The sequence below is a fragment of the Sphingomonas sp. Leaf357 genome (assembly GCF_001423845.1).
In the GTDB taxonomy this organism is placed as follows: domain Bacteria; phylum Pseudomonadota; class Alphaproteobacteria; order Sphingomonadales; family Sphingomonadaceae; genus Sphingomonas.
Genome location: NZ_LMPM01000001.1, coordinates 1,176,939 through 1,201,806, shown reverse-complemented (window position 1 = coordinate 1,201,806; position 24,868 = coordinate 1,176,939). Strand labels below are relative to the sequence as shown.

At 65.2% G+C, this 24,868-nt stretch carries 24 protein-coding genes; 8 read left to right on the top strand and 16 right to left on the bottom strand.

The window, feature by feature from the left end; translation table 11 throughout:
- Complete coding sequence (locus ASG11_RS05640; protein WP_055780358.1) at nucleotides 1-1,500, top strand: S10 family peptidase; 1,500 nt, start codon at nucleotides 1-3, stop codon at nucleotides 1,498-1,500.
- 133 nt (nucleotides 1,501-1,633) lie between these two features.
- Here ASG11_RS05640 and ASG11_RS05635 read toward each other — a convergent pair whose 3' ends face one another.
- Nucleotides 1,634-3,457: a DUF885 domain-containing protein gene (locus ASG11_RS05635; protein WP_055776262.1), complete on the bottom strand. Its 1,824-nt coding sequence runs from the start codon at nucleotides 3,455-3,457 to the stop codon at nucleotides 1,634-1,636.
- A 205-nt stretch (nucleotides 3,458-3,662) separates the two neighbouring features.
- On the opposite strand from ASG11_RS05635, the gene ASG11_RS05630 reads away from it, so the two are divergent.
- Together ASG11_RS05630 and ASG11_RS05625 are read left to right on the top strand one after the other, a co-directional pair.
- Nucleotides 3,663-4,706, top strand: coding sequence for a rod shape-determining protein (locus ASG11_RS05630; RefSeq protein WP_055776259.1), 1,044 nt, complete (start codon nucleotides 3,663-3,665; stop codon nucleotides 4,704-4,706).
- A gap of 100 nt (nucleotides 4,707-4,806) precedes the next feature.
- Nucleotides 4,807-5,367 carry a YkgJ family cysteine cluster protein gene (locus tag ASG11_RS05625; RefSeq protein ID WP_055776256.1) on the top strand — a complete coding sequence of 187 codons (561 nt, stop codon included), beginning with the start codon at nucleotides 4,807-4,809 and terminating at the stop codon, nucleotides 5,365-5,367.
- A gap of 37 nt (nucleotides 5,368-5,404) precedes the next feature.
- On the opposite strand, the gene ASG11_RS19090 is transcribed toward ASG11_RS05625, so the two are convergent.
- The 4 genes from ASG11_RS19090 to ASG11_RS05610 form a co-directional block, all read right to left on the bottom strand.
- The gene (locus ASG11_RS19090; RefSeq protein ID WP_236697396.1) at nucleotides 5,405-5,551 is read right to left on the bottom strand and encodes an arsenate reductase/protein-tyrosine-phosphatase family protein; all 147 of its coding nucleotides are present in this window, start codon (nucleotides 5,549-5,551) and stop codon (nucleotides 5,405-5,407) included.
- Between the two features lie 7 nt (nucleotides 5,552-5,558).
- Complete coding sequence (locus ASG11_RS05620) at nucleotides 5,559-5,831, bottom strand: DUF1488 family protein (RefSeq protein ID WP_055776253.1); 273 nt, start codon at nucleotides 5,829-5,831, stop codon at nucleotides 5,559-5,561.
- A 221-nt stretch (nucleotides 5,832-6,052) separates the two neighbouring features.
- Entirely contained in the window at nucleotides 6,053-6,448 is a 396-nt protein-coding gene (locus ASG11_RS05615) for a DUF4174 domain-containing protein (RefSeq protein ID WP_055776250.1), read from the bottom strand.
- A gap of 67 nt (nucleotides 6,449-6,515) precedes the next feature.
- The gene (locus ASG11_RS05610; RefSeq protein WP_055776247.1) at nucleotides 6,516-7,628 is read right to left on the bottom strand and encodes an alpha/beta fold hydrolase; all 1,113 of its coding nucleotides are present in this window, start codon (nucleotides 7,626-7,628) and stop codon (nucleotides 6,516-6,518) included.
- Nucleotides 7,629-7,715: 87 nt separating this feature from the next.
- Between ASG11_RS05610 and ASG11_RS05605 the strand changes: the two genes are divergently transcribed.
- Nucleotides 7,716-9,407 carry an FAD/NAD(P)-binding protein gene (locus ASG11_RS05605; RefSeq protein ID WP_330218891.1) on the top strand — a complete coding sequence of 564 codons (1,692 nt, stop codon included), beginning with the start codon at nucleotides 7,716-7,718 and terminating at the stop codon, nucleotides 9,405-9,407.
- A 183-nt stretch (nucleotides 9,408-9,590) separates the two neighbouring features.
- On the opposite strand, the gene ASG11_RS05600 is transcribed toward ASG11_RS05605, so the two are convergent.
- The 6 genes from ASG11_RS05600 to ASG11_RS05575 all read right to left on the bottom strand — a co-directional run bounded on the left by ASG11_RS05600 (nucleotide 9,591) and on the right by ASG11_RS05575 (nucleotide 17,369).
- Nucleotides 9,591-10,052: a VOC family protein gene (locus ASG11_RS05600; RefSeq protein WP_055776242.1), complete on the bottom strand. Its 462-nt coding sequence runs from the start codon at nucleotides 10,050-10,052 to the stop codon at nucleotides 9,591-9,593.
- 170 nt (nucleotides 10,053-10,222) lie between these two features.
- Nucleotides 10,223-11,515, bottom strand: coding sequence for a spinster family MFS transporter (locus ASG11_RS05595; RefSeq protein WP_055776241.1), 1,293 nt, complete (start codon nucleotides 11,513-11,515; stop codon nucleotides 10,223-10,225).
- Nucleotides 11,516-11,577: 62 nt separating this feature from the next.
- Nucleotides 11,578-12,732 (bottom strand): alpha/beta hydrolase family protein, encoded by a 1,155-nt coding sequence (locus ASG11_RS05590; protein WP_082472613.1) that lies wholly within the window; start codon nucleotides 12,730-12,732, stop codon nucleotides 11,578-11,580.
- 51 nt (nucleotides 12,733-12,783) lie between these two features.
- Nucleotides 12,784-13,893 (bottom strand): FAD-dependent monooxygenase, encoded by a 1,110-nt coding sequence (locus ASG11_RS05585; protein ID WP_055776235.1) that lies wholly within the window; start codon nucleotides 13,891-13,893, stop codon nucleotides 12,784-12,786.
- Between the two features lie 28 nt (nucleotides 13,894-13,921).
- Nucleotides 13,922-14,827, bottom strand: a complete 906-nt coding sequence (locus ASG11_RS05580) for a VOC family protein (protein WP_055776232.1) — start codon at nucleotides 14,825-14,827, stop codon at nucleotides 13,922-13,924.
- Between the two features lie 94 nt (nucleotides 14,828-14,921).
- Entirely contained in the window at nucleotides 14,922-17,369 is a 2,448-nt protein-coding gene (locus tag ASG11_RS05575; RefSeq protein WP_055776229.1) for a TonB-dependent receptor, read from the bottom strand.
- Between the two features lie 207 nt (nucleotides 17,370-17,576).
- Between ASG11_RS05575 and ASG11_RS05570 the strand changes: the two genes are divergently transcribed.
- The 3 genes from ASG11_RS05570 to ASG11_RS05560 are packed head-to-tail and all read left to right on the top strand — an operon-like array spanning nucleotide 17,577 to nucleotide 19,660.
- Nucleotides 17,577-18,353: an SDR family NAD(P)-dependent oxidoreductase gene (locus ASG11_RS05570; protein WP_055776225.1), complete on the top strand. Its 777-nt coding sequence runs from the start codon at nucleotides 17,577-17,579 to the stop codon at nucleotides 18,351-18,353.
- A gap of 1 nt (nucleotide 18,354) precedes the next feature.
- Nucleotides 18,355-18,864 (top strand): cupin domain-containing protein, encoded by a 510-nt coding sequence (locus tag ASG11_RS05565; protein WP_055776223.1) that lies wholly within the window; start codon nucleotides 18,355-18,357, stop codon nucleotides 18,862-18,864.
- A gap of 22 nt (nucleotides 18,865-18,886) precedes the next feature.
- The gene (locus tag ASG11_RS05560) at nucleotides 18,887-19,660 is read left to right on the top strand and encodes a TetR/AcrR family transcriptional regulator (protein WP_156363673.1); all 774 of its coding nucleotides are present in this window, start codon (nucleotides 18,887-18,889) and stop codon (nucleotides 19,658-19,660) included.
- A gap of 9 nt (nucleotides 19,661-19,669) precedes the next feature.
- Here the strand turns inward: ASG11_RS05560 and ASG11_RS05555 are convergent, their stop codons facing one another.
- From ASG11_RS05555 to ASG11_RS05535, 5 genes are read right to left on the bottom strand one after another with little or no spacing between them, the layout of a single operon-like run.
- A complete protein-coding gene (locus ASG11_RS05555) occupies nucleotides 19,670-20,386 on the bottom strand; it encodes an SDR family NAD(P)-dependent oxidoreductase (RefSeq protein WP_055776216.1) in 717 nt (238 codons plus the stop codon).
- A 46-nt stretch (nucleotides 20,387-20,432) separates the two neighbouring features.
- Nucleotides 20,433-20,750 (bottom strand): hypothetical protein, encoded by a 318-nt coding sequence (locus ASG11_RS05550; protein ID WP_055776214.1) that lies wholly within the window; start codon nucleotides 20,748-20,750, stop codon nucleotides 20,433-20,435.
- Nucleotides 20,751-20,806: 56 nt separating this feature from the next.
- On the bottom strand, nucleotides 20,807-22,162 hold the full coding sequence (gene hisD / locus ASG11_RS05545) for a histidinol dehydrogenase (protein WP_055776211.1): 1,356 nt from the start codon (nucleotides 22,160-22,162) through the stop codon (nucleotides 20,807-20,809).
- An 18-nt stretch (nucleotides 22,163-22,180) separates the two neighbouring features.
- Nucleotides 22,181-22,480, bottom strand: a complete 300-nt coding sequence (locus ASG11_RS05540) for a putative quinol monooxygenase (protein WP_055776209.1) — start codon at nucleotides 22,478-22,480, stop codon at nucleotides 22,181-22,183.
- Entirely contained in the window at nucleotides 22,477-23,448 is a 972-nt protein-coding gene (locus ASG11_RS05535) for a fumarylacetoacetate hydrolase family protein (RefSeq protein ID WP_055776206.1), read from the bottom strand. Before ASG11_RS05535 ends, ASG11_RS05540 begins: the two co-directional genes overlap by 4 nt.
- 199 nt (nucleotides 23,449-23,647) lie before the next feature.
- Here ASG11_RS05535 and ASG11_RS05530 point away from each other — a divergent pair, with 199 nt between their 5' ends.
- Nucleotides 23,648-24,730: a LacI family DNA-binding transcriptional regulator gene (locus ASG11_RS05530; RefSeq protein ID WP_201781283.1), complete on the top strand. Its 1,083-nt coding sequence runs from the start codon at nucleotides 23,648-23,650 to the stop codon at nucleotides 24,728-24,730.
- Nucleotides 24,731-24,868: the final 138 nt, after the last annotated feature.

The window sequence follows — 24,868 nt, the reverse complement described above, 5'->3', positions numbered from 1 at the left end:
TTGACCGCCACCCGCCTCCTGTCCGCCGCTCTCCTGCTGTTCGCCACCGCCACCGCCGCGCATGCCCAGGCCGACAAGACCACCACCACGGTCGAGAAGAAGACGGAGGAAGGCCCCAAGCTGCCGCCGATGTCCGCCGACAAGACGATCACGCAGACCGCGAGGATCGGTGGCCGCGCGATCACCTATCAGGCGAGCGTCGGGATGATTTCCGTGCGCGACGACAAGGGCAAGGAGATCGGGCAGGTCGTCTACACCGCCTATACCGTGCCCGGCCGCGATCCCGCGCGCCCCGTGACCTTCGCGTTCAACGGCGGGCCGGGCGCGGCGTCGGTCTATCTGAACCTCGGCGCGGTGGGGCCGAAGCGCGTGCAGTTCGGTGCGCAGGGCGACGCCCCGTCCGACGCGCCGATCGCGCGTGACAATCCCAACAGCTGGCTCGATTTCACCGATCTGGTCTTCATCGATCCGGTCGGCACCGGGTTCAGCCGCAGCCTGGTCGACGAGGCGGAGACGAAGAAGGCTTTCTACGCCAACGACCCCGACATCAAATATCTGTCGAAGGTCGTCTATGACTGGCTGGTCAAGGCCGGGCGGTTGCGCTCGCCGAAGTACATCATGGGCGAAAGCTATGGCGGCTATCGTGCGCCGCGCATCGCCTATGAGCTGCAATCGCAGATTGGCGTGGGCGTGAACGGCCTGATCATGGTCTCGCCCTATCTCGACCCGGCTTCGGGCGACGATGCCACGGCGCTGTCGCCCCTGCCGTGGATGATCGACCTGCCCTCGATGGCAGCGGCCAATCTCGAGCGGCAGGGGCGGCTGACCCCGGCGGCGATGAGCGATGTCGAGGCCTATACGCGCGGCGATTTCGCGCGCGATCTGTTGCGCGGACGCTCGGACCCCGAGGCGACGGCGCGGATCGTGGGCCGCGTGACCGAGCTGACCGGGCTGGATCCCGCACTGGTCCGCCGGCTCGGCGGGCGGATCGACAGCCGCACGTTTCTGCGCGAGGTCCACCGCAACGACGGCACGATCGGCAGCGTCTACGATTCCAACGTCACCGCGTTCGATCCCTTTCCATGGTCGCCGCAACAGAAGTCGAACGATCCGATCCTCGACGCGCTGATCGCGCCGACCACCAGCGCGATGGTCGATTTCGTAACGCGCGAAGTGGGCTGGAAGACGGAGGCGCGATATAACGCCCTCTCCTACGCCGTGAACCGCGCCTGGGATCGCGGCAAGCCGGACGACACGCCGGTGTCCGATCTGCGCAAGGCGATCGCCGCCGATGCCAAGATGCGCGTGCTGATCGTGCACGGCTGGGACGATCTGTCCTGCCCGTTCTTCGCCTCGCGCCTGATCGTCGATCAGATGCCGGCCTTCGGCGTGGCGGAGCGCGTGCAGTTGCGCGTCTATCCCGGCGGGCACATGTTCTACAGCCGCGGCGACAGTGGCGCCCGCTTCAAGGCCGACGCGGAGGCGCTGTACCGCAATTAGGGCGATCAGCCCCGAACCCTACCCGTCTGCCCTGAGCTTGTCGAAGGGCCGCCTTTCTTCGGGCCGGTGGAACTGCCGAACGAAGAAAAGGGCAGTGCTCCGACAAGCTCAGCACGGACGGCATTAGACTATCTCAGCCCTTCGGAACCGTCCCGATATAGCGCGTGACGTTGTCCGCCAGCACGTTCAGCGGCACGTTGCCGCCTTCCACCACGGCCTGGTCGAAATCGCGCAGGTCGAAGCGCGCGCCCATCGCCTTCTTGGCCCGGTCGCGCTGGGCGACGACCTCGGTCTGGCCGAGCTTGTAGCCGCACGCCTGCCCCGGCCACGCGCAATAGCGATCGACTTCGCTGGCCGCGTTGCTGCGCGGCAGGCCGGTCGCGGCGATGAATTCGTCCAGTGCCCGCTCGCGCGACCAGCCCATGGCGTGAATGCCGGTATCGACCACGAGCCGCACCGCGCGCCACGACAGGCCCATCAGATAGCCGAGCCGCCCAGCGGGATCGTCGTCATACATACCCAGTTCGTCGGCGAGCTGTTCCGCATAGAGCGCCCAGCCCTCGGAATAGGCGTTGAACGCCAGGATCGAGCGGATCAGCGGCAATTGCTGCGCATAATCCCCCTGCCAGACATGGCCCGGTATCCCTTCGTGAAACACCAGATCCGGAATCGTGACCTTGTTGTGGATCTTGGGGTCCGCCAGATTGACCCAGATCCGGCCGGGATTGCTCCCGTCGAGCGACCCTGGCCCGCCATACGCGGCTGGCGCACCCGGCTCCTGCGCCAACGGCATGCGCCGGATTTCGAGATTGCCTTTCACCAGCCGCCGGAAGGCCTGAGGCAGGCGCGGGCGGATCGCGTCGATCTTGCCCTGCATATAGGCGACGATCTGGCGGCGACCCTCGTCATCGTTGGGAAAGCCGATGCCGGGCCGCTCCTGCAGCGCGGTGGCGCGCGCCGCGACGCTGCCTTCGGCGAGGCCGAAGCCCTTCAGGATCGTGTCCATCCGCGCCTGCAGATCGATCAGCTGCGCCCGGCCGATCGCATGGATCTCGGCCGGATTGCGGTTCGTGGTGGTGCTGGCACGCAGCCCCCAGGCGTACCATTCGGGGCCATGCGGGCGCGTGCCCAAACCTGCCGCATCGGTCGCCACCGCTCGTTCCGCGCGCAATTCGGCGAGTTGCCGCTCAAACGCGGGGATGATCGCGCTCCGCACGACCCGCACGGCGCGATCCGTCCAATCGCCGGGAATCGCGGTCACCTTGCGCGCGAGCGGGCCGATGAAGGGCCCGTCCCTCTGCGCCGCCTCGGCGATCGTTTGCGTCACGCCCACGATCGTCTTGTCGAGCAGGAAGGCGGGCGGCACCAGACCCTGCTGCCGCGCGCTCCCGATCCGCATCGTCTCGCCATCGAGCTGCGCGGGCGTGGCGGACAGGCGCGCGAGATAGGCCTCCGCATCGGCGGCGGTGCGCACGGGCTGGTCGCCGTCGAGCAGTTGCGGAACGTCGAGCCACGCCCCGACATTCTGGATCACGCCATAGGGCGTATTGCGCCAGCTGCCGATCGTCGCGACTCCGTACGGCAGCTCCATGCCCTCCAGTGCGTTGCGGAACGCGCTTTCCGTCACCGCCAGGCTGGTCAGCGTGGAAGGGTCGAGCCCGGCACGGGAAACGCGCTTCAGCGCCGTCAGCGCGTCGGACAGGAATGTGCGGCTCCGCGCGACCCCCGCCGGCGAGCGATCGTCCAGCTTGCCGCGAAGCGCTGAATGCACGCCGGTATCGACGCCGAGCCGGGTCGCCTCGCCCGGTTGCAGTTCGAGCAGTCCCCAGGCGAGCCGATCGAGCAGGGCGGCGGCGGGCGTTCGCGCCGCAGCAGCCCGGACCGGAGCGGCGGCGAGCGCGGCGGTGGCGGCGACCGCGGTGAGCGCCTCGCGGCGCGACAAGTCTGATGGGTTCATGGCCGTGAGACTAATGGCCGGAGGTCGGAGGTCAACATCGGCCGCAGCGAATGCGCTCTCATCCCGATCGAGCGACGATCAAGAATGTCTGCTGGCTCAAATATGCATCCGTCCGTCCTGATCCGGCTGGCGTCGGGAGAAAATTAGTCGGATGCGCAGGCGGGCGGGTCGCCCGTCTTGTCCGACAACAAAAGATTGAATCGCAATGGGGCTTTCCCGGTTTTTCTCGCTCGCGTCCAACGACCTGGCGATCGACCTCGGCACGGTGAATACGGTGGTCTATGTGCGGGGCAAGGGAATCGTCCTGAACGAACCTTCGGTGGTGGCGATCGAGACGATCGACGGCGTTTCCCGCACCCGTGCGATCGGTGCCGAGGCGAAGCTGATGCTCGGCAAGACGCCGGACACGATCCGCACCGTTCGCCCGATGCGCGACGGCGTGATCGCCGACATCGACGTCGCCGAGCAGATGATCAAGCATTTCATCGACAAGGCGCATGGCGGCGCGAGCCGCCTGCCGCGCCGCCCGAGCATCGCGATCTGCATCCCCGCGAGCGCGACGATGGTCGAACGCCGGGCGATCCGACAGGCGGCCTTCAATGCCGGTGCCGGAAAGGTCTCGCTGATCGAGGAATCGATGGCTGCGGCGATCGGTGCCGGCCTGCCGGTGACCGAGCCGATCGGGGCGATGGTCGTCGATATCGGCGGCGGCACGACCGAAGTGGCCGTATTGTCGCTGCGGGGCCTAGCGTACAGCAACTCCGTCCGGGTCGGCGGTGACCGGATGGACGAGGCGATCGCCTCCGGCATCCGGCGCCGCCACAATCTGATGATCGGCGAAGCCACCGCCGAGCGGATCAAGGTCGATATCGGCTCCGCGCGTGCGCCTTCCTCTGGGAACGGCACATCGTTGCGCGTGAAGGGACGGGATCTGCTGCATGGCGTCCCGGCCGAGATCACGGTGACCGAGGAGGAAATCGCCGGCTTTCTGGGCGATCTGGTGGGCCAGATCGTCGAGGCCGTCCTGTCCGCGCTCGAGAAGACCGAACCGGAACTGGCCGCGGACATCCTGGATCGCGGGATCGTGATGACGGGCGGGGGCAGTTTGCTGACCCGGCTCGATCAGGTTCTGTCGGATGCCACCGGCCTTCCCGTGATCGTCGCGGAGAATGCGCTGACCTGCGTGGCTCGGGGTGCCGGGCTGGCGCTGGAAGACCCCGTCTTCCAGGGGGTGATGACCGACACCTGACGCGCCTTGCGCCGGGGTTTTCGGCGTCGGCCCCTCGCGTCGCTCGGCGCTCCGCCCCGGGTCTTGTCTTTCTATCCCCGCAGAGGCACTCCCGACACGAATGGACACTGAGGCCGATCTCGAGACCATTTTGCTGGGGCCGGTCCTGCCCGATCGGGCGTGTGGCGAGTGCACGGCGTGCTGCACCGTCCTGACCGTGGACACGCCCGAATTCAAGAAACTCGCTGGCACGCCCTGCGTCCATCTTTCGGCCCGGGGATGCGGGATCCATGCCGAACGCCCGCGCATCTGCCGGACGTGGTTCTGCGCCTGGCGAAGGGTCGCGAGCATGCCCGATGCCGCCCGGCCCGACCGGTCCGGCCTGCTCGTGTCGCTCAATTTCGTCCAGCAGCCGCAAAACTGCTTCGAGGGCGTATCGATCACCGTTCGGGCGCTCAACGGTGCCGACGCGATCGAGAAGGGCATGGCCGCCGCCGTCCTTGACAGCGTGTGCGATCAACTGGTTCCCGTGTGGTTCAGCGATGGATCACGGAAGATGCTGATGCACCCCGAGAACGATGTCGCCCGTCTGGTCCTGTCGGGAGACCCTGCGCCTGCGCATCTGCACGACGAAGTCGCCGCCTGGCGCGAACGTTACGGCGTTTTCGCTTCGAACGGATAGAAGCCGCGCGGTCGCCTGCGCACGCCGGTCGGGCGGATCACCGACATGCCAGCCCCGATGCCGGCGGAAGCGATATCCCATCATGACGCCGGTACGATCGGCGTTCCCGACGGAAGGCTGCTTCCGCCAGCGGCGAACGGCAGATGTTGGCGAGACAGACGAGAAGCACCCGCGTCGCCGGCATGGCGAGATTATTCGAGGTCGTTTTCGCTGATCACGATCATCGCCGGATCGCTGTCACGCGCCAGCGCGGCTAGACCGGCTTCGGCGATCTCGTCGCTGAACATGTTGAACATCTGGACCGCATCGTCTTCCGGCTCATCCCCGCTCAGCGCCTTCAGCACCGAATATTGCACGCCGAAATCATAATCCTCGCCATCGACCTCGGCGCTGAATTCCACCATCCGTTCCTCGACATTGTCGAGGATCGTCGCCTGATCGATGTCCATCTTGTCGGCCGCCATATCATTTCCTTCCTGTTTCGTCTTTTGGTCGCGGTGAGTGCAGACCGTCCATCAGGTGGGTGCAACGCGTGGCCGAGCCTTATGTTCGAGGCAAGGTGTGACCGGACGCCTTTGATGAAATTTTACAAATCCAGGACGGGATCTCCCTTCATTTCCGAAGGGCGCAATGGGCGTGGGGCTCTCGTCGCCCAAACCGATGCGGTGCCCGCCGGCCGGGAAAATTACCGCTTACCGGCCTGACGCATCGGCATGGCATCGATGGTTCGTTCGAGCACGATGGCGGGAATGGGATGCGCGCTGCGCAGTTTTTCACCGCCGTCCTTGCCGATCAGGATCGCGGCGAAACCTGTCGCGGGCAACCGATACGTCTTGCGGAGCGCGGCGGCGGTATCGTTCGCGCCCGATACCGTCTGGGCAACCACTTCCACGATGCTCAGGTCGCGGGCCGCACTCTCGTCCTTCCAGCGAGCGATGATGCGGCGCTGCGCGGCAAGCTCGGCGGTCTTCGCGCTCGGTGCGCTGATCAGCAGCACGCGTCGCTCCCATTTCATCGCAGCGATGCTGCCGGGGTCGGCGACGAGCAGGGCGACCGAGGCGAGCAGAGGAAGACCGTTCATCCGAAGCCAACGCGTTGCCGGATAGGCCGTTCCAACGCTGGGGCCGGCCTGGACCGCCAAGGGCAGACTATTCCGGCACCCGCTCCGTCCGCGCCAGCAGATCGGCAAGATCGGCCTTCCAGTTGACGGCCCAGGTGTGCGTCCCGTGCCCGTGCGTGTCGGTCGTCTCGGGAATCAGGCGGAACCGCGCGGACTTCATCTGCCGAACCGCGCGCACGGGATAATCCAGATTGCGCGGATTGATGAAATCGTCCGCCGAATTGATCCAGACGAGCGGCGCGGTGATCGCCGCGAGCTTCGCCGAGGGATCGTAGGTCCGCGAGGCGTCGACCTGATAGATCAGGTCGTTCGCGTCGAGCAGCGGCAACGCCTTGGCGACCCGGTCCTGCGCAAAGGCAGATGCGGCATCGCGCATTGGATAAGATGCCTGAAGATTGAGCGGCGCGGCACCGGCGATGAACAAGGCGGTCTGGGCCGTTCGCAGACCCTGCAGCGGCTGCGTCTTGTAATCGCCGCCGGCCCATGCGGGATCCGCCTTGATCCCATCGATCACCAACTGCCGCCACATGCGGTTCAACCCGGCGATCGGCACCGGCTCGCACGCCAGTGGCATCAGCGCACGCGCGAAATCCGGATGCGTCTCGCCCCACATCAGGCCATGCATGCAGCCCATCGACGTGCCCATGATCAGCCGCATCCGACGGATCCCCAGCCCTTCGCTCAGCAGCCGATATTGCGCGTCGACCATGTCGGCATAATCGTAATGGGGGAACCGCATCCTCAGCCCGTCGGAGGGTTTGGACGACCCGCCATGCCCGATGCCATCGGGCAGGATGATCCAGTAGCGACGGATGTCGAGCGGCTGGCCCGGGCCATAGAGTTCGTCCGCGAATTGCGGAGCGAGGAACTGCTTGCCGGTGCCGCCCGTCCCGTGCAGCACCATCACCGCATTGTCGATGTCCCCCCGCGCATTGCGGTGCGGCTGGCCCAGCGTCGTGTAGTGGATCCGCAGGTCCGCCAGCGTCTCCCCCGAGACGAAGCGAAAATCCCTGATGCTGAAATCGGCTTCGCGTGTCGGCCATCGCGGTGCCGCGGTCGGCGCGGGAGCAGATACGGCAAGCGGGGGTGCCGCGGGGGCGGCGGCGGCCTGGGCGGCGAGCAGAAGCAGCGTGGAAAACATCGCAGCGGTGTGCCCGGACGCGGTGCCGCTGCCAAGAGGACTTTATGCGGCCCCGCACCGTCTGCCACCACCGAACCGGGCGACACGATGCGGTGCGACATCCGCGCGATGCCACGAATTCGCACGACGGGCGTTCCCGTTCGCATGTCCTTGTCCATTGCCTTTGTCGGTGCCGGCCCGACCACGATCTACACTCTGTGCGCGCTTCTCGACGAGGAGATCCTGCCAGGGGAGATCACCATCTTCGAGGAGCAGCCGCGCGCCGGGCTCGGGACGCCATACCGGCCGGGATGGAACGATCCGGCGATGCTGTCGAACATCGCCAGTGTCGAGATTCCGCCGATCGACGAAACTTTGATCGCGTGGCTCGAGCGACAGCCCCGTGCGCGGCTCGTCCGTCTCGGCATCGATCCTGACCAGATCGACGATCACGCTTTCTATCCGCGCCTGGCGCTAGGCGAATATTTCCTGGATCAGTTCACCGCGTTGATCGCCCGCGCACGCGACCATGGCATCACGGTCGAGATCGCGACGCGCTGCCGGGTCCTCGACATTGCGGCCGTGGCGGATGGCCTGTGCCTTTCGGTCGCTCCGACAAAGGGAGCACCATATCAAAGCAGGTTCGACCGGGTCGTGCTCGCCACCGGGCATCGATGGCCCGAGGAGCCCGAGGTCCGCCCCGGTTACTTCCTCAGCCCGTGGCCGGCGACCGCGTTGCAGCGTATTCCCGCCGCCAAGGTCGGCATTCGCGGCAGTTCGCTGACCGCGATCGATGCCGCGGTCGCGCTGGCGGTGGCGCACGGCACGTTCATCGAGACCGACCATCAGGCGATCGACTATCGCCTCAATCCCGGGGCCGAGGCGTTCGACATGACCATGATGTCCCGCAAGGGGTTGTTGCCGGAGGCGGATTTCCATCACCCGGTGCCCTACGAACCACTCGCGATCTGCACGCCCGAAGCAGTGAACCTGCTGATCGAAGAGCAGTGCGACACCTTGCTTGAACAGTCCTACGCGCTGTTCAAGCAGGAGTTGCTGCGGGCCGATCCGGACTACGCCGCCCGGGTCGGGCTCGCGGGGCTTGCACTGGAGGATTTCGCCGATCGCTACTTCGCCGAGCGCGTCGCGACCGACCCGTTCGCCTGGGCCGAGACCAATCTCGCCGAGGCACGCGCGAATTACGCGGCGGCCGTCACCGTGCCGTGGCGCTATGCCATCCTGCGCATGCACGAAGTGCTCGCCCTGATCGCGCCGCATCTCAATGTCGAAGCGCTCGAACGGTTCAACCGCTATCTGAAGCCGGTCTTCGTCGACGAATATGCGACCGTCCCCCATGTCTCGATCGAGCGGATGATGGCGCTGCATCGGGCTGGGCGGCTCAGCGTCACCGCGCTCGGCGACGGCGCGCGGATCGATACGCACGGCAGGGAATCCGGGGCCACCGTCCTATGCAATAGCGAGCGGGAGCATTACCCGGTCTTCATCGAAGCCACCGGGCAACGCCCGCTCGCCATCGACACTTTCCCGTTCCCGACCTTGCTCGAACAGGGCGTGGTCCGCGATGCCGCGGAGGGCGATGAGAACGGCCCCAAGGGAGTCGCGATCGACGAAACCTTTCACCCGGTTTCCGAACACCCTGCGGCGCGAGGACTTTATTGCCTCAGTATCCCGTACATCCTGGGACGACATCCGTTCATCCAGGGGATTACCAGCTCACACGACATGGGCAATATCGTCGGGGCGGAATTGGCCAAACCGATCGATACGCCGACGATATGATCGCGCCGCAATTGGCCCGTATTCCGGCACCGAGCCACAACCGGAGCCTTCCGCCAGCATCGCCCGTCCAACGTCGCGCTGTCCCCGAAGTTTCACACCGAGTTGAAACGCTCGTTCATGGTTGGGCGGTAGCGGCTCCGCGCCACTGTCCGGCAGGGCTTTGGCCACCCGATACCGCGATCGTCAGGCGGGCGTGGTGGATCGCACGTCCTGTAGAAACGCCTGATGGTCCTCCACGCGCGCGCGCTGCATGAATTCGATCAGATTACCCTCGTGATCGCGGATGAACGCGTTGATCCGCCCGCCGCCATTGTCCTTGATCCAGACGACGTCACCGCCGCGGGAACGGATGTCCTCGATCGCGGCCGGCACATCGGCGCAGGCGAACGAGATGTGCTTGTTGCCGCAGGTCTTGAGATCCTCGTCGGGGATGGTACGCTCCGGCGGGACCGGAACGGAGCCGGGCACGCACAACAATTCGACGTGCATGTCGCCGTTCCGCAGCATTGCCATGTCGGCCGGGATATTGGGGTTGTGGAAGCGCCCCTGGCATCGAAAGCCAAGTACCCGCGCATACCAGTCGATCGAACCCTCGAAGTCCGTCACGCTCAAGCCGACGTGATGAAACCAATATTCCTGTGCCATCTCTAAACCGTCCCGAAAGTCCCACGCTCTTGGCTGATCACCGCCGGCAAGAGCATTCCGGCCAAGACATGTAGTCCGTCGCAGCGACCGGATGCCGGCATCATGGCAACCTGCGTCGATCGGTTCGCGGCGGTTTCCCGATCGGATCGAGAGGCGGCAGCCGCACCGCTTCAGCCCGCAACGATGCGGCGGCGCGCGATCCACAGCAGCAACGATGCCAGCAGCGGCGTCACCAGCATCAGCGTCAATCCGTGACGCAGCGCCTCCTCGCCATAGCTCGGCCGGAACGCATCGCTTGCGGCGCCGACGATCAGCGGCGCGAGCGCGAAGGCGATGATCGTCTGTACGATCAGCATGATCGTCGAGGTCAGGCCGCGCCTGTTCGGCGAGACCAGCGACACCGCCAGCGCGACGCAGGGCCCGAGCGAACTCGACAACATGAAGTTCATCACCCCGATCCCGATCATCACCACCGGTAGCGACGGCGCGAACAGGAACAGCGCGAACGCCGGTACCGCCAGCGGCAAGGCAACGATCGGCACGATCAGCCCGGCCCGGCGATTGCCGCTGCGCGCGATCAGCCTGCTGGAGAAGATACCTGACAGGATCGTGCCGGCAAGGCCGCCGATCACTGCCGGCGGGCCGACCACGGCACCGATATGAGCGAGTTCCACGCCGTGGGACCGCAGCAGGAAGGCGGGAGCCCAGGTCGGCAGGCAGGCCAGCATCATGTTCGAGACGGCATAGCCGAAAGCGAGCCAAGCGAAGCCGGGAACCGTCAGAATGGCGCGCACCGCTGGCAGCAATCGACCGTCTTCGGGCGGAACCCCGCCGTTTTCCAGCTCCTTCGGGCCGTGCGCGGCGGTGCGCGGCGTCGGTCGCATCGTAAACGCGATCAGCAGGACGACCAGCGCCCCGACCACGCCGAAAAGTCCGAACGTCGCGCGCCAGCCGAACGATGCCGCCAAAAGCCCGGCCAGCACCGCGCCGGCCATGATTCCGACGCCGCCGCTCGCCTGGAAGATGGAGACCGAGCGTGACAGCCGGGGGCCTGGATAGAGATCGGCCAGAAGCGACAAGGCGACCGGAAAGACGGTCGCCTCGCCCACGCCGATGAGCATGCGGCACAAGGCGAGAGAGACGAACCCCTGTGCCAGGCCGGTCGCCGCCGTCGCGGCCGACCATAAGGCCACCCCCAAAGCGAGGATCAACCGGCGATTGCCACGATCGACCCAGCGCGCGATGGCGATCCCGGCGATCAGGTAGAACAGGGAGAAGGCGAAGCCCGAAACGATGCTGATCTGGGTGTCGTTGAGCAGCAATTCCTTGCGGATCGGCTCGACAACAATGCCGAGCAGGCTGCGATCGGCATAGTTCAGCATGTTGGCGAGGAACAGCAAGGTCAGGCCGTAGGCTGCGACCGGGCCTTTGCGCGGTAGCGTGCCAGTCTGCGTCACGTCCATATCCGTTCCTCTCCGCTCAGGCATCGTGTCGAATGGGCTCCGGCAGTATCGCCGCGCCCGCCTCAACCGGCCTGGCTGTCTTTATGCTGCGCGAGCTTCTTTAGCAGCCAGGGGACGATGATGTCCTTGATCGTCCGCTCCGGGCCCCATCCGGCACCGAAGCCCATGTGGACGCCCTTGGGATTGATCCAGGCTTCCTTCGCGTCGCCGCGCTGGAGCAGCAGCAGTTGGTCGGCGATCGGCACCTGGCTGTCCTTAGCACCGTTCATCACCAGCATCGGTGCGGTCGGCAGATCGATCTGGTCGTCGATCAGCAGCGACATGCGCGGGCCGTATTCGAGGAACTCGTCGAGCGTCTTGACCCCGAACACGTTTGCGCGCGCGCCGAACAGATCCATGAGATATTCACGCGTGCCGAGCGCTTTCAACTGCCATTCCGGCTGGAAGAAATGATGCACCGCGCCGCCATGGTTGATCGCGCCGAGCAGGCGATCCTTCTCGGCGATCGCGACCCGCGTCGCCCAGTGGCCGCCCCAGCTGACACCACGCATGAACATGCGCGTGCCGTCGATATCGGGGCGGGTCTGCGCCCAGTCGAATACGGTCGTGAACATCCGCTCCGCACCGACATCGCCCTTGATCGGGGCCTGGCCGGTGCCGGGCATGTCGAGCCCCATCACGCAGATGCCGTGCGGCAGATAGTTGAGCGCCTCGTCGGCGACCTGTTCCTTCCAGTAATCGAGGCCGCCGCACTGGACCATCAGCGGGAACGGACCGGCGCCTTCGGGCTTGCGGAAATACCCGATGATCTCCTTGCCTTCGAAGGGGATGCGGACGACCTCCAGCTTCTGCGGCAGCAACTCGGCGTAGCGCATGTATGCCTCGATCGCCTTGCCGTAGGAGGTCTGCTTGCCGGGCGTCGTGGGGGTCGGGAACCGCCCCATCGTATAGGTCGAAAAGGCCGTCTTGTAGAGCTCGCGCTGCGCGTCGGGGCTGGCGACGCGTTCGGCCTCCGCGATCACGCCATCGCCCGCCGCCATCCACACCTTCGCCCAATCGTCGGGGTCGAGCGAGGACAGTTCGGCCATCGCGACCTCGGCATCGGCCAGGCGAATGCCCCGGCCGGGATAGCCGTTGCCCTTGATCCGCCTGATCGTGTCCTCACGCAACTCTTCCAGCGTGCGGGACGGCGCAATGCGCGGGTCTGAAAAGCTCATGGATCGATCCTGTCTGTTTGCCGCCGCGAACGGTCGCGCGACGCCGCCATGTCAGTAAGGTTGCGCCAGCGTCTTGTTCGCGGCCGCCATGATGCCGGTCTGAGGTGCGCCCGCGATTTCCAGTTCGCCCGACTTGACCGAGGTCTCGACCACCAGTTTGGCGCGCTCGAACCGGCGATCCATGAAGCCGCGCAAGGCTACCGCGATGTCGTCGGTCTTGGACAGTTCGTCGGCGAGCACCAGCCCGTCCTCGACCGCCAACCCCGCGCCGGACGCCATCTGCGGCGTCGTCGCGTGCGCGGCATCGCCGATCAGGACGACGCGCCCCTTGTACCAGGGATCGGGCAGCAACAGCCATTCGAGCGGCCGATAGACGATGTTCGAATCGTCGCCGAGCGCCGCGCGGATCGCCGGGATGTGTCCGCCGAAGGGAGCCATCAATTCGCTCAGATGCGCGACATGCGTTTCCGGCGCGAACCACGGGTTGCCGGGAACATGCTCGAGCAGGAAGACATACATCTGGTCCTGCGAGATCGGCGACATGCCGATCTTCATCGGTCCGCCGAAATAGATCTCCGCGCGATCGATCTCCGGCGGTCGATCGGCGACGATCCGCCAGCACCCCTGATCGGTGAATTTGGGCTTCGGCGCATCCGGGAAGAGCATCGTGCGCATCGTCGAAAAGATGCCGTCGGCACCGACGACGAGATCATAGCGCTCCTTGGTGCCGTCGTTCAGGACGACATCGACGCCGGTGTCGTCCTGGTCGATGGCCTGGACCGCGACCCCGAGCCGCACGTCGATCCCCGTCGCCCGCACGCGCGTCGACAGGATGTCGTGCAGGACGGGACGCATGATGCCACCCCCGAGCATGACCGGTGGCGCATTTTCGGCGGCGAGCGGCGGTCCGGGCAGCACTTCGCCGGTAAAGCGGCGCGGCCGCATCCCGTTGTGCACGAAGCCGCGTGCGCGAATGTCATCGAGCACGCCGAGATCGTCGAACGCGCGCAGCGACATGCCGGTGATCGTGATTCCCGCGCCGTAGACACGCCAATTGGGATCGGAATCGATCAGCGCCACCTGCATGCCGCGCCGGGTGAGCGCCAGCGCCGCCGACATCCCGCCGATGCCGCCACCGACGACGAGAACGTTCTTCACCATGACCTGCCGGATCCTCGCGTCCCCCGGTTCAAGCCGGTACGCACCACAGACCCTTGTCGGCTTCCGCCGTCTGATGCGGCACGTTGCCGGGGATGATCCGGCCGGTGCCCCATTGATCGGAGATCTGGGCGTTCATCTCATAGGTGTTGGGCACCCATTCGTCGTCGCACTCTTCGACATCGGAGGTATATTCGACCGCGTTGCCGTTGGGCGTCAGATAATAAGTGAACGTGTTGTTGCCGGCGGTGTGGCGGCCCGGCCCCCAGCTCAGCGTCACGCCTTCCCTGGTCAAACGGCCCAGGCCGCGCATCATCTCATCGATGGAGCTGACGTCGAACGCGACGTGGTTGAGCGCCGGCTTGCCGGGCATGATGGCAAGCCGGTGGTGCGCCGGATTGCAGCGCAGGAATACCATGAACTCACCCAGCCAGTCCGAGACCTTGAAGCCGAGGACGTCCTGATAGAATTTCGTCAGGCCCTTGTGATCGGGGGAATGGAACACGACGTGGCTTATCCCGATCGGGATCGACTCGCCCTTGGCGAGCGTGCGCGACGCGCGCTTGGTGACGTCGCAGATCACTTCGAGCGCCCGACCTTCGGGATCGAAGAAACGCGCCGCATACCCCCCTTGCGGCCCCTCGGCCGGACCGGGCTCGCGGATCGATTTCATACCCGCGGCGATCGCCTGGGCGTAAATCGCATCCACGTCGGCCTTCGACTCCGCCGAGAATCCGATCAGATCGGTCTTCTTCTCGTCGTCCTGCCGCAGGCGAATGACGAACGGATGCTCGGAGCCTTCCGCCGCGAAATAGACCTTCCCATCTTCTTCCGCGACCTCCGTCAGGCCCCAGGTCTCGCCATAGAATTTGCGTTCCGCGACCAGATCCGGGACCGCGTGGGCGACATAATGAAGATCGGTGACTCGGGCCGTCATGATGCTTTCCTACTCAGCGTTGCTGTCCACGTAGATAATTGATGCATTCGTCAATTACAAGGCCCGCGAGCGTCTCGCTCGGGGTCCGGCCCACTTATTTGAACCGTCCCCCGATGCGGATGCCGTAGGTTCGCGGGGCCGTGGCGATGGCCGACTGCGTGCTCAACGTGCCGTTGACGTTGGACTGCGTGATGCGGCGCTTGTCTTCGATATTGTTGACGAAGGCTGTGACGAACCAGCCGTCCGAGTCGGGCGCGAGCGTCAACGACGCGTCCGACTGGAATGCCGCCTTTGAGATCACCCAGGGCTGGTAGGTAGTGGCAGCGTAGAAATCGCCGCGCCAGCGGGTTCCGCCCTGTGCGACCAGCCTGAAGCCGTCGAGCTTGATCGTTTGTTCGATATTGGCGTTAAACGACCATTTCGGCGAGAATAACGCCTGCTTGCCGGAACAATCCACGCGGTAGAAGCCGCCGACGATCGGCGCCGGGCAGGCGTAGTTCGGCGGGGTGGGAGCGGCAGTCGTAACGTTGAAGATGAACGTGTCGTAGCTTGTGTCGAGATATTGGACGCTACCGCCGATCCGCGTGGTCGGCGTCACCCGGGCGTCGAGATCGACATCGACGCCCTTGATCGTGCTGCTGCCGATATTGGTGGTGTAGAAGACCGAGATCGGCGGCGTGCTGAAATCGGTGCCGAACTGGCTGACCTGCTGGTCCTTGTACTTCCAGTAGAAGCCTTCGATGTTCAACTGCACGCGGTTGCCGAAGAACCGGTTCTTGGAGCCGACCGTAAAGGCGCGGATCGACTCCGGCTTGTAGGTTTCGACTCCCTTCCCGAAGCTGAAACCGCCGGCATGGAAACCGGTCTCGTAGCTGGCATAGAGCAGGTTCGACGGCGTGAGCTGCAGGTCTGCGGCGAGGCGATAGGTGAACTTCTTCGTCTCCAGCGTCGCGTCGATCGGAATCTGGGTATTCAGGACGCGCGGCGTGTTGAGCACCGGAGCCGGGTTCACGCCATTGTTGCCGACGAGGATTCCACGCGAGGTATAGAAGGCGATGAGCTCCGCCGGCGTACGGACGAGCGGCACCAACGGCAATGTCGGGCACAGGTCCTGCGGGGGCGCGAAGGGATTGCCGCAGTTCAGCGTGAAGACGTTGCTCAGGCCGCTCATGTATTTGCTGTCGTCGGTGTAGCGGCCGGCCGCCGTGAGCGTCAGTGCATCGGTGGCATGCAGCGCGAGGCGCCCGAACACGGCCTTCGAGTTGGTGCCGGTCTTGTAGGTCTGGAACGGGACCGTGACGATCTGGTTGATCGAGTTCGCGGCGTCGATATCCTCGTCGAACAGGAACGCGCCCACCAGATAATCGACCGGGCCGGCCTTTCCGGCGAAGCGCGCCTCGAGCGTGGCCTGATCGGTGTGCTCGTCAGCATAGGCGCCGCGGAAGTTGGACGTGGTCGACAGCGCATTAATGTCGGACTGGCGATAGGCGGCCTGGACCGTCAGCGTTCCCGCACCGGTCGTCCAGTTGGTTTCGTTGGTGATGCCCCATACCGCGTTGTTCTGGCTGGGCAGCGTGCCGGTGGCCTCGGAGGTTCGACCGACCTGCGAGACGAAGATGTTCTGGACGAATGCTTCGGTGCGGGGATCGTGTACCCCGACCTTGGGGCCGAACTGCGGCGTCGGCGTGAAGACGAAGCCGGTGGCCGGAGCATATGCATAGGTGCCGTAGAGATAGGAACCGGTGCCCCGGCCACCCTGATGCGCGTAATCGACACCGATCCGCGTGGTCAGCGCGGGCGTCAGATCGGCCAGCACCTGCGCGCGCAGGGCATATTCCTTCTGGTCGCTGGTGCCGTCCGACAGATAGCCGTCGTGCCGGTTGATCGCGCCCGCCAGGCGGAACGCCCCGCTGCCGCCGATCGGCAGGTTCAGCGCGCCTTGCGCCTGGATGGCATTGTAGTTGCCGTAGCTGGCCTGAACTTCTCCACTGGTCACGCCGAGTTCGGGACGGTTGGGCAGGACGTTGATCGCGCCGCCGGTCGCATTGCGGCCATAGAGCGTGCCCTGCGGCCCCTTCAGCACTTCGATGCGCTGCAGGTCGTAGAAGAAACCCTGGGTCGAGTTCGGGCGACCGATATAGACGCCGTCGTAATTGAACGAGATCGCCGGGTCGCTGTACGAATTGGTCGTGGTGTTGCCGACACCGCGCACGAAGAAGCTGGTATTGGCACCGCCCGATGCGGTCGCCACCAACGCCGGCACGACACGCGACAGATCCTCTGCGCGCGTGACGTTCTGGCGGATCAGCTCCTCGGGCCGGACCACCGCGATCGCGATCGGTGCCTTTTGCGCCGACTGCTCGGTCCGCTGCGCGGTAACGATAATCTCTTCGAGTTCTCCCTCGTGCCCGACGACGGTCTGCGGAATTTCCGCCTGCGGCCCGGAGCCGTTCTGCGTCGCATCCGAAGGCGCGCCTTGCGCGTGCGCCGGCACGGCGAAAATCGCCAGGACAGACGCCGATCCCAACATGAAGCCTTTCATAACCCTCCTCCAAACGGTTCTTTCCGACCGACTATTGACGGTAACATCAATTAATGTGGGAATGCAAACGAAAATTAGCAGACGTCGTCCTATCTCGACGCTTTCGGCGCTCCGCACGCTTTCGACCCCGCTTGTCTCGATAACAGTAATTGATTATGTCATCAATAAAGAATGGCGTGAGAGGATGACGATGAGAGTTGAGCCACGATGAAGAACCTGTTCGATCTTTCGGGACGGGTCGCGATCGTCACCGGGTCGAGCCGCGGCCTGGGCTATGCGATCGCCGAGGCGATGGTGGCGCATGGAGCGACGGTGGTCGTGTCGAGCGAAAACGCCGAGGACACCGCCGCTGCCGCCGAGACTCTTAATGCCGGCGAGAACACGGGTCGCGCGACGGGCATCGTTTGCGACGTGTCCGACGATGCCGCCATCGCATCTTTGGTGGCGCAGACGGTGGACCGGTTCGGCGGCATCGACATTCTGGTGTCCAATGCCGGCATCCAGGGTGGCCCGGCGGCGGATCCGCTCGACATGTCCGTTTTCGATCGGGTCCTGGCGATCAATCTGCGCTCGATGGTGGTGCTGACCAAGCACGCTTTGCCGCACATGGCCAAGCGCGAGGGCGCGTCGGTGATCCTCACCGCGAGCATTTCGGCGCTGCGCGGCAATGCCAAGATCGATGCCTATGCGCTCGCCAAGGCGGGCGTCACCCAACTGGCGCGCAACATCGCCGTGCAATGGGGCCCGAAGGGCGTGCGCGCCAACGCGATCGCGCCCGGGCTTATCGACACGCGCCTGGCCGACCATCTGAAAGCCGATGCCGCCTTTATGGCGCGACGGATGCAGATGACCCCGCTGCGCCGCATGGGCCAGCCATACGAGATCGCCGGCACCGCGGTCTTTCTTGCCGCGCCGGCCGGCGGCTTCGTCAATGGCCAGGTGCTCACCGTCGATGGCGGCACCGTGATTACCGATGGGAGCTGATATGCCGACCTTGCCCCCCGTACGCCGCATCGTCACCGGGCATGATGCCGCCGGCAAGGCTGTAGTGCTGTCCGACGCCGCGTTCGATGGCGTGCCCAATCCCAGCGGAACGTCGCTGCATACGACGATCTGGTCGTCGCAGGGCCTGCCGGTCGATAATGACGACGCCAGCGATGGCCGCGAACGGAAGCTCGATCTGACCCTGCCGGGCGGGTCGATCATCCGAGTTGTCGATATGCTGCCGGGCACCGTTGCGCCGATGCATCGCACCAACAGCTTGGATTACGGCATCGTCATTTCGGGTGCGATCGAACTTATCCTGGACGACAGACACTCCACCTTGGTCGAACCCGGCGGCATCGTCGTGCAGCGCGGCACCATCCACAGCTGGCGCAACCCCAGTGCGGACGTAACAGCACGGGTCGCCTTCGTCCTGATCGACGCCACGCCGGCCACCGTGAACGATGTCCCGCTGCGCGAGATTCATCCGCGCGAAGGCTTGAAGCCCTAGCGGGTGCCAGAACACTTTTGCCGTGACTGGCCAAGCAGGCGGGCTGCGCGAGCGTCGAAAGCCGAATCACGCCGACCCGCCGCGCGGCGCGCAACCCGTGGTTGCCAGCCGAGCCAGGAAACAGGATACCGCCGCAATGACGCAACCTGATCCAGTCTCGAAAGCGGCCCCGAAGCGTGGCAAAGGGCGGCCCGTGCCGGGCAAGAACGATGTCGGCCGCGAAGGCCTGCTCGCTGCCACGGAAAAACTTCTGCGCACGATACCACCGGCACGGGTGACCATTCCACGCGTTGCGCGGGAAGCGAACGTCACGCCCTCACTGGTCTATTATCACTTCGGCAGCCGCGATGCCTTGCTCCTGGCCGTGGTGGACCGCGTGACCGTTCACGACCACCGCGAGCCGCCGAAAGGAGACCCCGCCACCGCGCTGGCGGCTCATATCGCGCAAACCGTCAAGCTCGTTCGCCGCGCTCCGTACATGAATCGCCTGATGATCGACGAGCTGGCGCAGGCCGAACCGGACGAAACCAGGGATCGCGTCCGTCACATGAATCTCGAGCTGATCGACTTCTATCGCACGTTGCTGAAAGCCGACGGGGGCAAGCAACTGGTCGAGGCCGATCCCTTCTATCTGTTCGTCGCCGTGCTCGGGGCGAGCGACTTCCTGTCATCCGCCGGACCGCTGATCCAGGGGCTGCTGCCGAAGAATACCGACATGGATAAATTGGCCGATGGCTATCAGGCGTTTCTGGTCAAACTTTTGATGCATGGCATGATGAAGTCCGCAGCGGACTGACCGGCGGCGTCAGTCCGCCGTCCAGCCGCCATCGACGACCAGGCTTGTGCCGGTCATCAGCGCCGACGCGTCCGCGGCGAGAAACAGGATCGCACCCATCAGATCCTCGACTTGGCCGAGCCTGCCGAGCTTGATTTTCGCCAGCACGCTTGCCTTGAAGACGGGGTCTTCGAAGAACGGGCGGGTCAGCGGCGTCTCGATGAAGGTCGGCGCGATCGTGTTGCTACGGATATCGTGCGCGGCCAGATCGAGCGCGAATGCCTTGCTCATGCCCTCGAGCGCCCATTTCGACGCGCAATACAGCGATCGATTCGGCCCGCCGACATGGCCCATCTGCGATCCCATATGGATCAGGCTGCCGGCGATCCGATCGGACAGCATCCGCTTCACGCAATGCTGCGCGACGAAAAAGGCGCTCTTCAGGTTGAGATCGAGCACCGCATCGTAATCGGCTTCGCTCACCTCGACCATCGCCTTAGGCCGATTGGTCCCGGCATTGTTGACGAGGACGTGGAATGCCGGCCGCGCGGCGAAGAACCCGGCGACAGCCTCGAGGTCGGATACGTCGAGCGTTACGGATTCGGCCGTTCCGCCCGCCGTGCGGATCGCGTCCGCGCCCGCCGCGATCTCGTCGCCGGTGCGCGCGATCAACGTCACCGCCGCACCCGCTTCGGCGAGCGCGGCGGCCGCGGCGAGCCCGATGCCCCGCCCGGCCCCCGTCACCATGGCGCGGCGGCCGTCGAGCCGGAAGCTCGGCGTGCGCGGAAGTCGCTCAGCCACCAGTCGCCCCACGTCGACGGCCAGACGCCGGTACCGTGTCGGCAGACCAGGTCGCTTCCTCGTCGAACCTCGTGACCTTGATCGTGGGCGTATCGATCGCGCCGCTCTGCTTCACCACCGTGTCGAACAACATGGCAGCACAGGCCGTGGCGTCGGGATCGTCGCGCGGGCCGAGCATTTCCATGACTTCGTCATCTGTCATTGCGTGAACCGCGCCCGCGACCCGCGCCGCACCATCCCAAAGTACGGCCATGTTGGCCAGCGTGAGTTCGAGCAAGACACAAACTCGTCCAGTGTCGTCGCGGACCATGTTTGCCCCCAAGCAAATGTGACCATTACGGCGTAGGACGTCGGCGTTTACCGACGTCAAATGTGGTTTGTGGCCGGCTCGTGCCGCAGCGCCGTAGCCCCCGACGGCGCGACTGCGCCGGCATAGGGCACGTTCCGGCCGCCATAGCGGCGCACGCGGATGTTGGCCTGTTCGCCGTGGCCGGCAAAACCTTCCAAAGCGCACAGCCGGCTGCAATATTCGCCGATCAGCGCGGACGCCGCATCGGTCGTGACGTTCTGGTAGGTGCAGGTCTTGATGAACTTGCCCACCCACAAGCCGCCGGTATAGCGCGCCGCCTTCTTCGTCGGCAGAGTATGGTTGGTCCCAATCACCTTGTCGCCGAACGCCACGTTGGTGCGCGGGCCGAGGAACAGGGCACCGTAATTGGTCATCGTGTTCAGGAAATACTCCGGATCACGCGTCATCACCTGCACATGCTCGTTGGCGTAATCGTCTGCGATGCGGGCCATCTCGGCCTCGTCCTCGCAAACGATGATCTCGCCATACGTCTCCCACGCCTTGGCGGCGATCGACGCGGTCGGCAGGATCGTCAGTAGCCGCTCGATCTCGCGCATCGTGTCGCGTGCCAGCTTCTCCGAATTGGTGATCAGGATCGCCGGGCTGTCGGGGCCGTGTTCGGCCTGGCCGAGCAGGTCGGTCGCGCAGATCTCGCCATCGACGCTGTCGTCGGCGATCACCATCGTCTCGGTCGGGCCGGCGAACAGGTCGATGCCGACGCGGCCGAACAATTGCCGCTTGGCCTCCGCGACGAAGGCGTTGCCCGGGCCGACCAGCATATCGACGCGTTCGATGCTCTCGGTGCCCAGCGCCATCGCGCCGATCGCCTGGATGCCACCCAACGCATAGATTGCGTCGGCGCCGGCCATGTGTTGCGCGGCGACGATGGCGGGGGCGGGCTTGCCCTCGAACGGCGGCGCGCAGGTGATGACGCGCGGGACGCCCGCGACCTTGGCGGTGATGACCGACATATGCGCCGAGGCGAGCAGCGGGTATTTGCCACCGGGGACGTAGCAGCCCGCTGCATTGACCGGGATGTGCTTGTGGCCGAGCACGACGCCGGGCAGCGTCTCGACCTCGACGTCCTTCATGCTGTTGCGCTGGATCTGCGCGAAGTTGCGGACCTGCGTCTGCGCGAACTCGATGTCTTTCAGATCCTGCCCGGTTAGCTGGTCCATGCAGTCCTGGATTTCGCGATCGCTCAGCCGATAATCGTCGCGGTCCCATGTGTCGAACTTGATCGAGAGATCGCGCACGGCAGCATCGCCCCGCGTCTCGATATCGGCGAGCGTGCTTTCCACCACGTCGCGCACCTTGCGGTCCAGATCGGCACGCGCCGCCGCCGTCGACCCCTGTTTGAGCCAGATTGCCATGTGTCGTTCCTTTGGTCTTCAGAAGCTAATGATCACGCGTTCGACATGGTCGACGCGCGGTGGGGCGGCGAAATGCGGGCCGACAAGGCGGCGCCACGCCTGAAATCCTGTGCTGTCGCGGAAATGCACCATATGATCCTCGACGCTGTCCCAGCCGACCGTCAGGCGATAGCGCTGCGGATGCTCGATCCCGCGGGTGAGCGCGAAGCTGCGGCAACCGCGCGCCGCCTTGAAATGCGGCGCGGCCTCGGCGACGCCCGCTTCGAATGCGGTTTCGTGCCCCGCGATCACGTCGATCTCGGCGATTTCGAAGATCATGCCGGCACGACCTTCTGGTCGATCACGCCGAACAGCGGCGCGCCGTCGGGCAGCGTCGCTTCCATCCGCACGCGATCACCGAATTTCATGAATTCGGTCCGCGGCTTGCCCTCGTCGAGCGCCTCGATTCCGCGCCGCTCGGCGATGCACGACGATCCGACCTCGCGGTAATTCTCGTTCGAAACCGTACCGCCGCCGATGATCGTGCCGGCGCACAGCGACCGGGTCAGCGCGGCGTGCGCCACGTGCTCCGGGAACGACCAGCTCATATGATAGCCCTGCGCCGCGCCGAAGCGCTCGCCGTTCCAGTCGACCAGCAGCGGCAGGTCGACCCGCCCGTCGCGCCAGTGCACGCCCAGTTCGTCGGGCGTGATCGCGACCGGAGCGACGCTGCACGGCGGCTTGGCCTGCACCCAGCCGAAGCCGATCGCCGACTCGCGTCCTGCGAAACCCCGCAACGACCAATCGTTGATCAGCACGATCAGCTTGATGTGCGACGCGGCCTCCTCGGCCGTCGTTCCCATCGGCACGTCATCGACGATGATCCCGAATTCACCCTCGAAATCGATGTTGTGGCTTTCGCTCGGCGCCGGAAAATCGGCGGTGCTCGCATAGAAGGTGTGCGACACGCCCTGATACATCAGCGGCCCCGGAGGAGGAGCCGCGCGCCCCGACACCGACCGCAGCAGCGCGCCGTGGCTGTCATAGGCGGAGCCGTCGAGCCACTGCCATGCGCGTGGCAGCGGGGCGAGCGCATCGCCCGCCACGAAATCGATCGCATCGTTCAGGTCACCGCTTTCGAGCGCTACGGCACGGGCGCGAAGCGGTGCCTCGACCACGCTCCACCGCTCGAGCGCCTCCTGCAGAGTCGCCGCGATGCCATCGGCTGACGCTGCGCGCGCGTGATCGCGGGAGACGAGGAAAAGGCGGCCATCGCGGGTACCGTCATCCAGGGTGGCGAGTTTCACAGAATGTCTCCCAGCTGCACGTCTCATGATCGCTGCACGCCGATACCGCGCGGATCAGCGTCCTGGGCTTTGCACCTACATGCCCACAACCGGCCGTGCAAGCGTATTCACGTTTTCGTCAATTAAAGCCTCGTAATATCGAATTTGTTAGTAAATTTCTGCCATAAATATCGACGGATACGCTTCCACGATTGCTTTCATGATGGCGATGGACGATGCGGTGAGGATGGAGCGTGCGATCGGTAGCAGGATTGCGTTGGCGACCGCGGTCGACGTCGCGCATGCGGCAGGGGTCTCGCAGGCAACGGTCTCCCGCGCGTTCACGCCGGGATCGAGCATCAGCGAGGCGACCCGCGATCGTATCTTCCGGATCGCCGAACAACTCGGCTATCAGCCCAATCTGATCGCGCGCTCGCTGACCAGCGGACGGTCCAATCTCGTCGGCATTGGTATCGAAAATCTGCGCAATCCGTTCTTTTCCGAGACGCTGGAAGCGATGTCGCTGGAGCTGGCCAAGGCCGGCCTAAGGTCGATGCTGTTCACGACCCGCGACGATGAGACCGCCGACACGCCGGTCCAGGATGTATTGCGCTACCGCCTCGATGCGCTGGTGCTGGTGTCGGCGACGTTCTCGTCCGGCTTCGCTTCGCAATGCCAGGCGGCACGCGTGCCGGTCATCCTCTATAATCGCACGAACGGCGACGAGAGGATCTCCAGCGTCACCGGCGACAACGTCTTCGGTGCCCGGGCGCTCGCAGCGTTTCTGATCGCGGGCGGCCACCGGCGCTTCGCCTTCATCGCGGGGCTAGAGGATTCATCGACCAGCCGCGCCCGCGAAAGCGGCTTCAACGCCTATCTGTCGGAACACGGTTTCGCCGCCCCGCTGCGTGCGACCGGCGACTTTACCTATGAGGGCGCGGCCGCCGCCACGCGCCGTTTGTTGCTGTCGCCCGATCGTCCGGACGCGATCTTCTGCGCCAACGATCACATGGCCACCGCGGCGATCGACATCGCGCAATTCGAATTCGGGCTCGAGGTGGGGCGCGAACTCTCGATCGTCGGCTTCGACGATATCCAGGCGGCCAGCCGGCCATGCTACTCGCTCACCACCTTCGCGCAGCGTGCCGACCTGATGGTACGGGCGACGATCGACATTATCCGGGGATTGCGCGCGAACGACGCCCCCGCCGCGCCGGTGCATCGGATCATAAACGGCGAACTTGTTATCCGCACGAGTGCCCGACGCCCCACCCGCTCAGCCATCACTGCATCCACGACCTGAACCGCGCCGTCGCCCACGCCTCCGCAATGTTGCGCCGCAATTCGCACTGACCTCGATCAATCCCGGCAACGCTTGGGCGAGACGGCGCGTTGGCGAAATGAACGGTGGCATTTCCGCCGGTACAATCCTCGGAAAGTG